This is a genomic window from Paenibacillus chitinolyticus, assembly GCF_045038035.1.
In the GTDB taxonomy this organism is placed as follows: domain Bacteria; phylum Bacillota; class Bacilli; order Paenibacillales; family NBRC-103111; genus Paenibacillus_F; species Paenibacillus_F chitinolyticus_A.
The window spans coordinates 3024278-3037745 of record NZ_CP173427.1 but is presented as its reverse complement, the minus strand read 5'-3'; the positions used below and the strand labels follow the sequence as shown (position 1 = coordinate 3037745).

The window sequence follows — 13468 nt, the reverse complement described above, 5'->3', positions numbered from 1 at the left end:
ATACACCGGTCAGGTCGTAAGGCGCATTAAAAAAAAGACAGTTCGGGAAGAGCTTATACAAGCTCGTGTGAACTGTCTTTTGTCATGCCGGAAGTGATCCGGCCGGTAGTTAAGAGCGCGGCCGCTCGTCTTCTTCGAGGATGGCAAACATGACATGATCCTGCCAGACTCCGTTGATTTTCACGTTTTTGCGGGCGACTCCTTCACGCTGAAACCCTGCCTTTTCCAGCACTCGGATGGAGCCGATGTTGTGAGGCATAACGCCCGCTTCCACGCGGTGAAACCCCGCTTCATCGAAAGCGAAGTCCAGGGCAAGGCGGGCCGCATGCGACATAATCCCTTTGCCCTGGTAAGCATGATCCAGACAGTATCCCATCATGCATTTGTGCGCCGGTTCTCGGGCTGCGTGAAACAAGGAAAGTTCACCGATCAGCTCATCGTTTTCTTTGAAAAATATCCCGAAATTGTAGCTCTTGTCTGCCGACCGGTCCTCGGTCCACTTCCGTATCCGTTCGAACTGTTCTTCCAGCGTATAAAACGAATCGGGACGTGTAATCGTAAAGGGCTCAAAGTGGGTCCGGTTTCTTTGCATCAGAGAAAGAAGAGCGGGAGCATCCTCCTGGGTTAAATAGCGTAAGTAAATAAGATCAGTGGTTATAGGCATCATGATCACGACATCCTTTGCGACAAAGTGGAGTGAGTGTAACGAATAGGGTCAGCTGAAAAAACGGATGTAATTAATGATATTAATCATTAGCGGCACAAATAAAAATTTAACCCTCTTTCCGCTTATCGATCGCTTCTTCCATCGTTTTATCGGTCAAGTGGGCATAAATTTGCGTGGTATCGGACGACGCGTGTCCAAGCTGTTCCTGTGTCTTGTACAAATCGTTTTGCAAATAATAGTCGGTTGCGAATGAATGCCGCAGCTTATGTACGCTTAGAAAAGGTTTGCCGAAGCGTTTCGCATATTTGATGACCATTTCCTGTATGGCCCTTTTGGACATCAGCTGCCCTTCCTTTTTACCGTTAGGAATCGTAAGAAAAAGCGCTTTTTCCTTCTTGGGGGGACGGTACCGGGTTTCTCTAAGCTGCAGGTAACAGGTTAAATCGTCCACGGCCTCCTGCCGGAAGAAGACCCTTGTTTTGAAGGAACCGTCGTTGTTCCCTTTGCGGTACACGTACACGGTTCTTTTTTTCATATCGAGATCGTCCAGTGTTAAATTAACGACTTCCGACACACGCAGGCCTGAATGAAGAATAAGGCTTACGATGCAGGCATCACGGGTTTTGTTCAGTTCGTACGCATACAGGGCCTGCTTATTTTTCGCAATGTCATGTTCGTACCCGCTGCGGATATAGTCGATAAATTCGAAGATCTCATTTTCCTGGAGAAGCTTTCCTTCCAATTTCCCCGCCAGATCTTTGGCCTTGTTCGTACGCTTGATTTCGATCTTGGCCATCACGTTCCGTTTAAGCAGCGGATAATAATTTTCATCCTCGGCGATCTGGCTCAAGTAATGGAATAAAGAACGCAGAGACGAAATTTTGCGATTAATCGTAATCTTCGTATTGGCTTGATCCTTCTTCGTCGCCAGATAAGCCCGGTAATGATCGACGCTTTCCATATGAAGCTTTTCCAGATCCTCCAGTGGAATGTCCGCCATCCGTTCCGCGGTGCTGAGTCCCTCGGCAAGAAGCCAGGAAAAGAACGTTTCATAATCCCGTACATACTCCAGCAGAGTGGAAGGGGAGAGGTCCGGAAGCTTATGATGGATGAATTTATCCACATACCAAGGCATAAAAGGAATCTTTTTATCGAGTTCTTCACGGTCTTTTTGCTTTTGAATATTCATCGGGTGCACCTCAGTACCTTTCTTAAATCAAGCGAGCCTGAAACATGGAACCATCCGCAGATCGGAGCGTCATCCGGTATAATTCGTCAACCTGAAATAAGATGACTACAAGTTTACATAATAAATATTATGTAATTTAACAAGACTGCTCTTCACTATTTTATCCGTGAGCTCCGTCTCTCTATTATATACCATGCCCGGCTGACGCGGAATTCCTGTTTGCATGCTGGCTTTTCCGGTTATTGAGTACTATCTGAACGCCTTTGACGGCTGTATTCAGGTTACCGACATTATGCAGACCAGAAAGCGGGTGTTTCAGTGTGGATTTTATGTACATCGGCATCAAACTGATTACCGGATTCGTCGGCTTATGGGGAATGACCCGGCTGCTCGGCAAAAAGGAAATTTCCCAGCTCACCCCGTTCGATTTCGTTTCCGCTCTTATGCTGAGTGAACTTGTGGGGAACACCGTGTATGATAAAGAGGTCAAGTATCTCGAGCTTCTGTTTGCGCTCGCCTTATGGACCGTGCTTTCCCTGACCTTCGAAAAAATCACCCAAAAATATAAAAAGCTGCGCCGCGCCTTCGAAGGAAGTCCGGCTGTCGTCATCGAGAAAGGGAAGCTGAACGTAAAGGCTATGCGATCGAACAGTCTCGATCTGGAACAGCTTCTTATGCTGCTGAGGGAGCAGGGGATTTTTTCCCTTCACGAAGTCGCTTACGGTATTTTCGAAAACAACGGTTCGCTCAGCATTCTGAAAAAATCGCCGTACGACACGGTCGTCCGGAGTGACTTAAACCTGCCGGAAGAACCCGTCGAACTCCCGGTCCCTCTAATTGAAGAAGGAGAAATTAAATTCAAAGAGCTGGAACGCATCGGCCGCGACGAAGAGTGGCTGAGGGAACGGATGAAGGAGTCGGGGTTCAAGCAGATTAAAGATATTTTCTATGCGGAGTGGCATCGCGAGCATGGCTTCTACGCATCGGGATGGGGAGAATAAGAAGAGGAGAAGGTAACTTATGTTGTGTATGGGATTCGAGCCTGTCATCGCTCCGGACAGCGTCATTCTGATTTTGGGCTCCATGCCGGGAGAGCTTTCGCTGGAAAGGCAGGAATACTACGGAAATCCGCGTAACGATTTCTGGAAGCTGCTGGCTTCGCTGCATGGCGAAGACCGTGTGCCGGATACTTATGAAGAACGGCTGCAATTTGCGGTCAACCGCAAAATCGCTTTGTGGGACGTGCTCGCTTCCTGCGAGCGGGAGGGGAGTCTGGACGCGAACATCCGGGAGCCGGCCGTGAACGATTTTGACGCGTTGTTTGCGGAGTATCCGAACCTGCGCACTGTCATGTTTAACGGCGCAGCTTCCGAAAAACTGTTCCGAAAGCATGCCGGGCACCTGCTCGCCGATAGCCGGCTCGGCTTTGTCCGGCTGCCGTCCTCGAGTCCGGCCAACGCCATGGGCTGGGAGCGCAAGTTTGCCGCCTGGCGGGAAGCCTGGAAGGCCGTGCCCGGCCGCCGGGACGACTAAACGCGGCGTTGGGTCCTGCCGGGTTCCGAAGGCGGCCGACCTGGCCTGCCGCTGACTGCGATAGCTGATCGCAAGCACTGCCTGCTGCAGCAGGCTGCACGCCCGCCCGATCGCAGGGCTGAATGCGCACGCAGAGTGCCAAAACGGCCGGCGGCACCGCAGGAAGGAACAGCGGCCTTCGTGCCGGGCGGGTCAAGCCCCTGCTGACGCAAAGAAGCCCCGCTTCACTGACAACCGTCAATGAAGCGGGGCTTCTTGTATGCTCAGCAGGGGCTAAGGCACGGCCGCTTCACGCGGCATGCGCCACGCGGCAGCGATGCCGGGAAGGTCTGTGCCGTGCAAGCTCCGGACCGTTACAGCGATGCCTTGTAGATGGCCGTCACGTCTTCGCGGTCGAGACGCTTGAAGTAGCCGAACGGACCGTAGACCATCGCACGGTCGACCATGACGTCGAGCTTGCTGTCGTCGATGTCGTAATCCGCCAGACGGCTTGGCGCGCCGATCGAATTCCAGAAGCCGCGAAGCGCTTCAATGCCTTCAAGCGCGACATCGCGGTCGGATTTGCCGTCGGCCGAGATACCGAATACACGGACTGCGAACTGCTTAAAACGTCCGACATTCTCATCGAGAACGTGCGTCATCCAGTTCGGGAACAGAATGGCAAGACCCCCGCCGTGGGGAATATCGTAAACGGCGGAAACCGCATGTTCGATATTGTGGGTCGCCCAGTCTCCCTGCACACCCATGGCCAGAAGGCCGTTCAAAGCCATCGTGCCGCTGTAGAGAATGGTTTCCCGGTACTCGTAATTCTCCAGATCTTCAACCAGCTTCGGAGCCGTTTCGATCACGGACTTCAAGATGGTCTCGCAAAAGCCGTCTTGGACAAGCGTGTTTGGCGTATGATGGAAATACTGCTCGAATACGTGCGACATAATGTCAACCATGCCGTACACCGTCTGATCTTTGGGCACGGTTGCCGTGAAGACCGGATCGAGAATGGAGAATTTAGGGAAAACGAGCGGGGAACCCCAGCCGTATTTCTCTTGGGTTTCCCAATTGGTGATGACGGAACCGGAGTTCATTTCCGAACCGGTCGCCGCCAGCGTCAGGACGGTTCCGAACGGCAAAGCATCCGCGGGGGTTGCTTTGCGGGTCATGAAATCCCACACGTCGCCGTCGTATTTAGCGCCTGCCGCGATCGCTTTCGTGCAGTCGATGACGCTGCCGCCGCCTACGGCGAGAATTACGTCGATCTTTTCTTTCTTGCAGAGATCCGCGCCGCGCTTGACCGTACTTACGCGGGGGTTCGGCTCTACGCCGGCCAGTTCGAAAATGTCGGCACCGGCTTCTTTAAGCAGGGAAACGACCTGATCGTAAAGCCCGCTGCGCTTAATACTGCCGCCTCCGTACACGAGGAGTACTCTTTTGCCGTATGCGGTAAGCTCCTTAGGAAGCTGCTGCAGCTGCCCTTTGCCGAAAATGAGCTTGGTCGGATTATGGAAAGTAAAGTTTTTCATAAGGGGATCTCCTTCTACCGGAAAAATGGACGAAAATATCCGTCTTTTCTATTCTAACCTATGAGCGGGGCGGCAATCCACTTTATCCAGGTAGGGATTGGAAGAATTAAACCGCTTGAAGATCCACCTCTATATTTCCGCGTGTGGCACGGGAGTATGGGCATACCTGATGAGCTTCTTCAAGCAGCTTTTCAACCTGAGATTTATCCGCTCCGGGCACGGATAGCTGAAGTTTAGCCGACAATTGCAGGCTTCCGTCCTCGTTTTTGCCGATCGAAACCTCTGCCGTCAGCTTCGCGTTTTCCGTGGAGATGCCTTTTTTCTTGGCGACCAGTTCTACCGCGCTCAAAAAGCAAGCCGAATAGCCGGAAGTGAACAATTGTTCGGGATTCGTTCCTTCGCCACCGTCACCGCCCATTTCTTGAGGCATGCTGAGCCGTAAATCCAGTTTGCCGTCCGGGGTAGCCACCCGTCCTTTGCGTCCGCCTTGAGCTGTTGCGGAAGTCGTATACATGGTTTTCATGATCGTTTGTCTCCTTTCGAATGCGAGAAATATCAGACAAATCAAGGAGTTGTCCGCTCCTATTCCTTAAAGCAACGAAGGAAGGATGAAACGAAAAAGTCCGGGAGGAAAATGCTGGGATAACAGCGAAATGATCTGAAAGCGAACAAGAAGGAACCTGTGGATGACAAAATGCGCTTTTTACGGGTTGGAGAACAGATGTTCTATTCTATGTAAACCCGGATGCAAAATCATGAAAGGAAGGGATAGCCGATGGAAGTTTCCGTAAGAAAAGTCCCGGCATTTAAAGCGCTGGTGTGCGAAGCGGAGGGGCATTTTGAAGAGTTGGGTCAAAAAGTTCGGAAAGCCTGGCGGACAGTTGGGAGCCACCTCGCCGATTATGTGCGGGGAGAAGAGGAAGCGGGTTATGTCTTCATCCCGCAGTGGGAAGCCCCGTCTTCTTCCGTCCTCCGTTTGAAAGTCGGGGTGCGTCTTCCGGAGAACCGGGAGATTCCTGACGCAGGAGATCTTGAGCTTCTTTCGGTGCCGGAACGGACCTATGCCGTCGTTACTTGCCGGGGCGGCCGAGAGGAAATGATGAACCTATACGGCCGGCTTGAGGAGTGGATCGGCGGCAGCGGTTATGAACCGGACAACGAAGAAGGGGTTTACTCTTTTGAAGTAAACCCCCTGAAGCCTGTTAATCCGTTCGATATTCCGGCGGACGCGATCGACGCTTTTCATTTCGATATTTACCGGGCCGTCCGGCTCCGGCACCAGCCCTGAGTTAGTCCTTGGCGTGCGCATGATCCGTGCTTCTGCTGAACCAGGACCACACCCGCTGCGCATCCCGCTCTTCGATGAAGGAGACTTCGCATGCGGTTGAGCTCGTATCTCCCATCACCGAAACGGAGAGGCTCAGGAGCTGCTTGCGCCGCTGAGTGCGGGAGCCCTTCACGCGCAGGCTCAGAATTTGCGGGCGCCGCACGAGCCAGGTCGATCTTGCGATCATCCGGCCGCGAACGGTAAGCTGGCTTCCCCGGAGAGTCATTCCCGAGCTTCTGAAGCGGGAATAAGACCACAGGAAATCCAGCGGAAGCAGCAGCATTCCCCAGAGGGCGGCCGATCCCCAGAAATAGACGGCCGCAGCCGCAAGAACGGCCACTACGGCACCGTCGGTGCGGCTGTAATACAGCAGCGCTCTAGCCGGCGGCCTGCTCTCGATATCCGGCAGGCTGAAACGCGGGAGCAGCTGCGGCAGAAGCTGCGGAATCCGCTTGGCGGACACCAGCGGCATGAGCATGATTTTCTCTTCTTTGGAAGAAGAAACGACCCGCAGCTCGATTTGCGCCCGTCCTAAAAGCTGCCGCACCAGCCCTTCTTTAATCAGCACCGCCTGTACGCGCGCCTCCTGGAAGGTGTGCTTCTTTTTTTCCAGCAGCCCGTAGGAAACGGTGAGCGTCCCGGCTTCGGCCCGGACGGTAAAGCCCGCGTATTTGAGCAGATACAAGAGTCCCGCCAGCAGCCATGCCGCCGCCAAACCGCCCAGGCCCAGCAGGACGTAGATCAGCCAGCCCCCGTGCAGCTCGTTGGCTGCGTACCATAGCCGTGCATACAAATTGCCGGGTAGAACGTTGTCGGCAAGCGACAAGACACCGGCCACGAAGGCCGCGATCAACCCGATGTTCAGCGTTGAGAACGCGGCAAGAATCAACGTTCCGGCCGTTGCCCGGTATGCATACACGCCCGTCTTTCCCCCAGAAGCGGTATGCGGCGGCCGGCCTTCTGTTGCGGCAGGTGCTGCATCCGGCTCCATTGCCTTCTCCGTGCTTCCGTTTCCTTCACCGCTCTCTGCGGCAAGGGGAGAATAACCGGACGAGGAGAGGAAAGCGTTAATCTCCCGGATAATCCTTGCGGCTTCTTCAGCCGATACGGCGGGCAGTACGCCGTCGGACTCATTTTTGCCGCCGGGCATTTCAAACTTGAGCTGCACGACGCCAAGCAGCCGCTGCACAAAAGGCTGTTCCGTATTCATCGAATGAATTCTGGGATAATACAACATTTTTTCCTCGTGGAAAATAAGGCCCTTTTGAATGATCAGACGATCTTCTTCCAGCCGGTAGCGAAACGTGCTCCAGCCGACCATCCCGAACCCTGCGAACAGCGCGCAGATGCCGAGCAGGATCAGAAGGGGAATCCATCTCCATTCTCCTTCCCGTATGGCAATAAGCACAAAAACCGGCACCAGAGTTTGAAGCCCCTTCAAGACGGGGAAAAGAATATAAGACTTATGTAATTTGCTCGGCTCATTCATCTTCGTCCACCGCCCTTGCGAGCACGCCGAGGCGGTGTTTTAAAGCTGCCGCGTCATCCTCGCTGAGGCCCCTGATCCGGTGAGTGGTGGCGGCTGTCACGATTTTGAGCTCGGCGAGTCCGTAATATCTCTGCAGCGGCCCCCGCTCCAGCTCAACGTGCTGGACACGTACCATCGGCACCAGGATATTCGTAATCCAAATCCAGCCGCTGCGGATCTCCAGTTCTTCTTCGGTTACTTCGAACGCATACAACCGGTATCTGGCCTGCGGAATCACGAACGTGAACAAAACAAGCGATACGGCGGAAGCGGCTGCCGCAATCCAGCCGGGAAGCATGAACCAGTCACGGCTTTGGGCCGCCGCCAGGTAGGCCAACGAAGCCAGCAGCAAAATGCCGTTGGTCAGCAGCGAGCTGATCTTAGACACGGTCACAAATCGCAAGTCCAGACGGCGGGTCAGCGGTCTGTTCATTTCTCATCATCCTTTCCTTTACGGTTCTCTCTGTCATGATTTCCAGCCTTATCCACAAAGGCCTTTCCCCATTATAAGACATTTTTTCAAAACTGGAAGAAGAGGGAAGGATTTTTGCTATTTTCTCCGATTTCCTGCATAATGACACGAGAGACGCTTGTTTTCGCGCACAAAACATGAATAAGCTTCGAATGGTATACTATAGAAAGAGAACGATTGGAGAATCGTAGAGGATCGCACGGACGGGAGGACTGTTAAAATGGAACAGCGCATTGGAGAGCGGTACGTATTGACCGAACCGATTCATCCTTTGGCGGATGGCGTCATGTATGCAGGGAAAGACCTGTCTTTGCACCGGGATGTATTTCTGCTCATGGTAGAAAAATCAGGGGACGCTTCATCATCCGATTACTTGCGTGTGCTCGGTCAGGCCGCACAGTTTTCGGACGAACGTTTTTTTCATATTTTAAACGCGGGACTTGCTGAAAATCACGTCTACACGGTATTGACCGCACAGAAAGGAACACCGCTTTCCGCTCAACTGGGACGCCACCGCATGCGGGGCAAAGAAATTGTCTCCGCTGTTTTCGATTTGGGCAAAGGCATGCAGGAAGCGATGGAAGAGGGAATCTCCGGCTTCTCGGTAACGGCCGAGAATATGTGGCTGACGGAAGATAACCGCCTCAAAGTGATGAATTACTGGTCACCCGGAAAACTGGTTTCGCGCGGCTCGCTCGGTTTATGCACGCTGCTCTATCAAATCAGCACGCATTCGAAACAAGGACCGGCGACGTTCGACCAGTATCAGGAGAATGTGGTGCCCAATCTGACCGGTCTGACGTCCGGACAGAAAGAGGCGCTGCTTGCTTTGTCGCGCCGTGTTTTCCGCGAAGAAGTTTCGCTGTCTTCGTTTATATTCAGCCTGCGGGAAATCATCGCGCTGGAGAAATCGCCGGAGGCTCCGCCTAAGGCGTTCATCCCGCCGGCCGCTCCGGCGGAGCCGGTACGTGAGACCGCGCCGCCGCGCATTCAGTACCGGCAGGAAGAAGAGCCTGCGCCGGAACGGGTGCGGCGGACAGAGAAGCCTCCCAAGGCAAAGGAGCCTGAAGCGGAAGAAGCCGACACCCGGGAGCGGATGCCGCTAAGGCGGACCATCTGGACCTTGGGGACCGTGGCCGTGGTCCTGCTCGGCATCGCTGTCTTCATGTATATGCTCCTTCCAGGGGGCCCGAGCAAAGGTTCCGGCAGCGGCGGTACGGCAGGCAATACGGCGACTTCCACGCCGGCGCCGACGCCGACGCCTTCATCGACGGTGAACACGGCGACTCCGGAGCCCACACCGACGCCAACGCCGGCAACCGATGCGGTGCCGGGTCAGATTCCGAACCTGATCGGAATGACCCAGGAAGCCGCGCAGGAGGCGGTGAAAGCGGCCGGAATGCGGTATTCGTACTTTATCGAACCGAATCCCGCCGAGAGCGGCACCGTATTCAGGCAGGAGCCCGCGCCTTATCAGCCGGCGAACAAAGGCGATCGCGTTACGTTCTATATCAGCAAAGGACAATAACCGGCCGCCGCAAGTCTTGTAATTCTAGCGAAAGAGCCTATACCTTCGGGTGGACGGCTCTTTTTTCGCCTATTCCACCGATTCTCTGCAAATTTATCCCCTCACAAGACATTTGGTAACCTACCTGAAAGACTGGAAATCGTTTACCATAATTCAGGGAGACCGAATAGTAAATAAGGAGGACGGGGGCGAGTGGAGAAAGAGTGGTCGATGTGGGGCAACGAGCGTTATTTGTTTGACCTGCTTATGCATTCGGAAGGCTCATCCATTAAGATGCTGGAAATCATCCTTCAAGAACAATTGAGCGAGGAAGTCGTCGAACAGGTGCTGATCCCCTCTAAAAGCTTACATAAAAAGCCTCGCGCCGTCTTCGGACAGACAAGCCCGCTGCTGCGCAGAGTCAGTTCTTACCGATACAGGGAAGAGACCATTCTTCATAAGGCGATTTACGCTCATCTGGAGGCGCTGCCGGAAGGCGCGCTGGACGGGATGAACCGCGAGGAACTTCATCTGGAGAAGCTGATTGACAGCCTGGAAACGAAGCGGGAAATCCTGTACGCGGGCTATGAGAACAACCGAAGCGCTGACGTCTGTTTCCACCCGATTAAGCTCAAAGCGGATCTTTTTCCCGTGAAAGAATATCAGCTTACGTGCAGCGGCTCCGTCTGTTTTCTGGTTCACGAGCTTTTTGATGCGGAGCTGATTTTACGGCATTCGCGCAGGAAATTAAGAAAAGAGATATTTATGTGAAATCGAACGGTCTTGCACCTTCCCCATCAACATGTTCATCATAAATAACAGACGGCAACAAAGCTTCAAATGATTAGCGATCAGCGGCTTCCGGAATGTTCCGGGAGCTTTTTTTTGAGCTTTTCGGGGCATCTTCGGGAAGATTTGCTTCGTGTTTTTTAAATCTGCCTATTTCTGTTGCTGCCCCTTTGTGAAAAAGAGATTTCTTCCCTGACGGTAGCTGTCAGGGAAGGGATTTTATAATAGGCTATATCAATTGCGATTGGAGTGTTATGGGATGCAAACAAAAAAGGTGTATCTTTATGTATTTAATACGATGTCAGACTGGGAATATGGTTATTTGATTGCCGAACTAAACACGGGAAGATTTTTCAAAAAGGGTTTAACGCCTTTAAAAGTAGTTACGGTAGGAGCTACTAAAGAAAGGATTACTACGATGGGAGGGCTGAACCTGTTACCGGATATTTCCCTTGATGAGTGGACACTTGAGAGTAAAGATTTATTCATTTTACCTGGAGGGAATACTTGGGGAGAAAATATTCATCAACCTATCTTGAGAAAAACAGGCGAAGCTTTAAAGCTTGGGGTTATTGTCGCTGCCATTTGTGGCGCAACCGAGGGACTGGCGAATATGGGATACCTGGACTCCAGAAAGCATACAAGCAATGACTTAGCGTATATTAAAGGGGTCTGTCCTGCGTATAAAGGAGAAAAGTTTTATGAAGCGGGACCAGCAGTGTCCGGTGAGAATTTGGTTACCGCATCAGGAGTAGCTCCTCTGGAATTCGCGAGGGAAGTGTTGAAGAAATTAGATGTATTTGAACCGGATACCTTGCATGCCTGGTATCAGCTGAACAAAACGCATAAGCCCGAATACTTCTTCCAGTTAATGAATTCAATAAATAGATAAACCCCAAAAGAACCGGGCGCTTGTACGGAGCGCGGCAGCAAAAAGAACAGGCGCGGTATACGCCTGCTCTTTTTTTAGTTCACGAGGTTAACTATGATAGCTGCCTGTCGGCGCGTTAAGCACCCATTCCAGCATTAGCGTCATATCTTCCAGTTTCTCCAACTGCGCTTTCAGGAAATCGTTCTCCGGGTCGCTGTTCAAGCGCTCCTGCACCGATTGCTTCTGTTTATTTAACTCCGTTAACTTTCTCTGGACTTGATCTTCTGTTCGCATGACGGTCCGCACCTTTCCGCAAAAATTGTGCCTTTCGACATGTTATTTTAGCATGTTTGCAGGTGCGAACGTCAAGAATCCTTCGCAAACGACCATTTTTTCGAAAAGAATGCGGGATAAACTTTTCGATTTCATCCAAAATGATGTATGATCAGGAAAGGGACCGGCAACCAAAATATTCCCGGATCCCTTAGTTAAATGGAGGTACGCATCTTTGGACATCCTGATGAAGCTTTATTCTTTTGTTCCTCTATTGAACTTTCTGTTTGCCCTGGCTGTCGTGTTCATGGAGAAGAGGAACGCCAGCGTTACGTGGGCCTGGGTGATGGTTCTGATTTTTTTGCCCGGAATAGGATTTATCCTTTACTTGATCTTCGGACAGAACATGAGCCGGCGCAAAATTTACAAGCTGAAGGAATTTAATCAGAAAGATATCGACAATCTGATCGAATCCCAGCGCAGAGGCTTCCGTGAAAGCCAGGTGAGATACACCGATCCGGCTATGGCCGATTATCAGGATCTCATTTATATGAACTTGACCAGCAGTTCCGCGGTTTATACCCAGGACAACGAAGTCGAAATTTTTACGGACGGCAACGACAAATTCGCCTCTCTGCTGGCGTCGATTAAAGAAGCGCAGAGCCACATTCACCTGATGTATTACATCGTCAAAGACGACCGGCTCGGGCGCAGAATAATCGAGGCGCTTGCGGAGAAAGCGAAAGAAGGCGTCGAGGTCCGCTTTCTTTTCGACGATATCGGCAGCTCTTGGCTTCCCCGTCAGTTTTACAAGCCCCTGCTGGATGCGGGCGGAGAAGTGGCGATTTTCTTCCCTTCCCGTATTCCGTACCTGAATTTCCGCGTCAATTACCGGAATCACCGGAAGCTGGCGATCATTGACGGCATGACCGGCTATATCGGCGGATTTAATATCGGCGACGAATACCTCGGCATCAACGAGCGGTTCGGCGACTGGCGCGATACACACCTGAAAGTAACGGGCAGCGCCGTTCTGCAGATGCAGGCCCAATTCTTTATGGACTGGAATCTGGCGTCTTCTCACTACCTCAAGGCGGTACCGCGCTACTATCCTTTAATCAAGCATCACGGGTCGGTAGGCATCCAGATCGTATCAAGCGGTCCCGATAATGAACTGGAACAAATCCGTAACGGATATTTGAAAATGATCTATGCGGCCAAAGAAAGCATTTTTATCCAAACTCCGTATTTCGTGCCGGACGAGAGCCTTCTGACCGCTTTGAAAATGGCCGCGCTGTCGGGCGTGGATATCCGGATCATGATCCCGTCGATTCCCGATCATAAAATGGTTTACTGGGCCACCAAATCCTATCTGGGAGAACTGCTCAATTTGGGTGTGAAAGGATACTTGTACGAGAAAGGATTCCTCCATGCCAAAACAATCGTTATCGACGGCAAAGTCGCTTCGGTCGGGACGGCCAATCTCGATATGCGCAGCTTTAAGCTGAATTTTGAAGTCAACGCTTTTCTGTTTGACACCCGGACCGCTACGCGGCAGAGGCTTATTTTCGAGGAGGACATGCTGTACTGTTCGCAGTTTACGCCCGATATGTACAAAGCCCGTTCTCTCCTGGACCGTATCAAGGAATCGGCAGCCCGCCTGGTTTCTCCGATTCTATAGCGCAAGAGAAAGACCCGCGTTTTCGGCGGGTTTTTGTGTTTTCAAGACAGCGGCGGAGCGGGCTTCAGACGATTTTGAAAGGATTCGAACTTGTTCAAGAGGTCCGATTAGATA

Annotated in this window: 14 protein-coding genes; 7 read left to right on the top strand and 7 right to left on the bottom strand. The window is 52.2% G+C overall.

Going from position 1 to position 13468, the window contains the following annotated elements; all coding sequences use genetic code 11:
* Positions 1–109 precede the first annotated feature (109 nt).
* Together ACI48J_RS13695 and xerS are read right to left on the bottom strand one after the other, a co-directional pair.
* Positions 110–664, bottom strand: a complete 555-nt coding sequence (locus ACI48J_RS13695; protein ID WP_405083228.1) for a GNAT family N-acetyltransferase — start codon at positions 662–664, stop codon at positions 110–112.
* Positions 665–773: 109 nt separating this feature from the next.
* On the bottom strand, positions 774–1856 hold the full coding sequence (gene xerS / locus ACI48J_RS13690; RefSeq protein WP_405078700.1) for a tyrosine recombinase XerS: 1083 nt from the start codon (positions 1854–1856) through the stop codon (positions 774–776).
* Between the two features lie 329 nt (positions 1857–2185).
* Between xerS and ACI48J_RS13685 the strand changes: the two genes are divergently transcribed.
* Together ACI48J_RS13685 and ACI48J_RS13680 are read left to right on the top strand one after the other, a co-directional pair.
* Positions 2186–2857 carry a DUF421 domain-containing protein gene (locus ACI48J_RS13685; RefSeq protein ID WP_405083227.1) on the top strand — a complete coding sequence of 224 codons (672 nt, stop codon included), beginning with the start codon at positions 2186–2188 and terminating at the stop codon, positions 2855–2857.
* Between the two features lie 19 nt (positions 2858–2876).
* Positions 2877–3389: a DNA-deoxyinosine glycosylase gene (locus ACI48J_RS13680; RefSeq protein ID WP_405078699.1), complete on the top strand. Its 513-nt coding sequence runs from the start codon at positions 2877–2879 to the stop codon at positions 3387–3389.
* A 353-nt stretch (positions 3390–3742) separates the two neighbouring features.
* On the opposite strand, the gene ACI48J_RS13675 is transcribed toward ACI48J_RS13680, so the two are convergent.
* Complete coding sequence (locus ACI48J_RS13675; RefSeq protein ID WP_405078698.1) at positions 3743–4906, bottom strand: iron-containing alcohol dehydrogenase; 1164 nt, start codon at positions 4904–4906, stop codon at positions 3743–3745.
* 106 nt (positions 4907–5012) lie between these two features.
* The gene (locus tag ACI48J_RS13670; RefSeq protein WP_405078697.1) at positions 5013–5429 is read right to left on the bottom strand and encodes an organic hydroperoxide resistance protein; all 417 of its coding nucleotides are present in this window, start codon (positions 5427–5429) and stop codon (positions 5013–5015) included.
* A gap of 252 nt (positions 5430–5681) precedes the next feature.
* On the opposite strand from ACI48J_RS13670, the gene ACI48J_RS13665 reads away from it, so the two are divergent.
* A complete protein-coding gene (locus ACI48J_RS13665; RefSeq protein ID WP_405078696.1) occupies positions 5682–6194 on the top strand; it encodes a GyrI-like domain-containing protein in 513 nt (170 codons plus the stop codon).
* Position 6195: 1 nt separating this feature from the next.
* On the opposite strand, the gene ACI48J_RS13660 is transcribed toward ACI48J_RS13665, so the two are convergent.
* On the bottom strand, positions 6196–7722 hold the full coding sequence (locus ACI48J_RS13660; protein WP_405078695.1) for a PH domain-containing protein: 1527 nt from the start codon (positions 7720–7722) through the stop codon (positions 6196–6198).
* The gene (locus ACI48J_RS13655; RefSeq protein ID WP_405078693.1) at positions 7715–8194 is read right to left on the bottom strand and encodes a PH domain-containing protein; all 480 of its coding nucleotides are present in this window, start codon (positions 8192–8194) and stop codon (positions 7715–7717) included. The genes ACI48J_RS13660 and ACI48J_RS13655 overlap by 8 nt, the downstream gene beginning before the upstream one ends.
* A 259-nt stretch (positions 8195–8453) precedes the next feature.
* On the opposite strand from ACI48J_RS13655, the gene ACI48J_RS13650 reads away from it, so the two are divergent.
* The 3 genes from ACI48J_RS13650 to ACI48J_RS13640 all read left to right on the top strand — a co-directional run bounded on the left by ACI48J_RS13650 (position 8454) and on the right by ACI48J_RS13640 (position 11421).
* The gene (locus ACI48J_RS13650; protein ID WP_405078691.1) at positions 8454–9761 is read left to right on the top strand and encodes a PASTA domain-containing protein; all 1308 of its coding nucleotides are present in this window, start codon (positions 8454–8456) and stop codon (positions 9759–9761) included.
* A gap of 192 nt (positions 9762–9953) precedes the next feature.
* On the top strand, positions 9954–10511 hold the full coding sequence (locus ACI48J_RS13645; RefSeq protein WP_326051654.1) for a hypothetical protein: 558 nt from the start codon (positions 9954–9956) through the stop codon (positions 10509–10511).
* A gap of 277 nt (positions 10512–10788) precedes the next feature.
* Entirely contained in the window at positions 10789–11421 is a 633-nt protein-coding gene (locus ACI48J_RS13640) for a type 1 glutamine amidotransferase family protein (protein ID WP_405078689.1), read from the top strand.
* 87 nt (positions 11422–11508) lie between these two features.
* Here the strand turns inward: ACI48J_RS13640 and ACI48J_RS13635 are convergent, their stop codons facing one another.
* Positions 11509–11694, bottom strand: a complete 186-nt coding sequence (locus tag ACI48J_RS13635) for a hypothetical protein (RefSeq protein WP_217557148.1) — start codon at positions 11692–11694, stop codon at positions 11509–11511.
* Positions 11695–11908: 214 nt separating this feature from the next.
* Between ACI48J_RS13635 and cls the strand changes: the two genes are divergently transcribed.
* Positions 11909–13354, top strand: a complete 1446-nt coding sequence (cls, locus tag ACI48J_RS13630) for a cardiolipin synthase (RefSeq protein WP_405078688.1) — start codon at positions 11909–11911, stop codon at positions 13352–13354.
* Positions 13355–13468 lie beyond the last annotated feature (114 nt).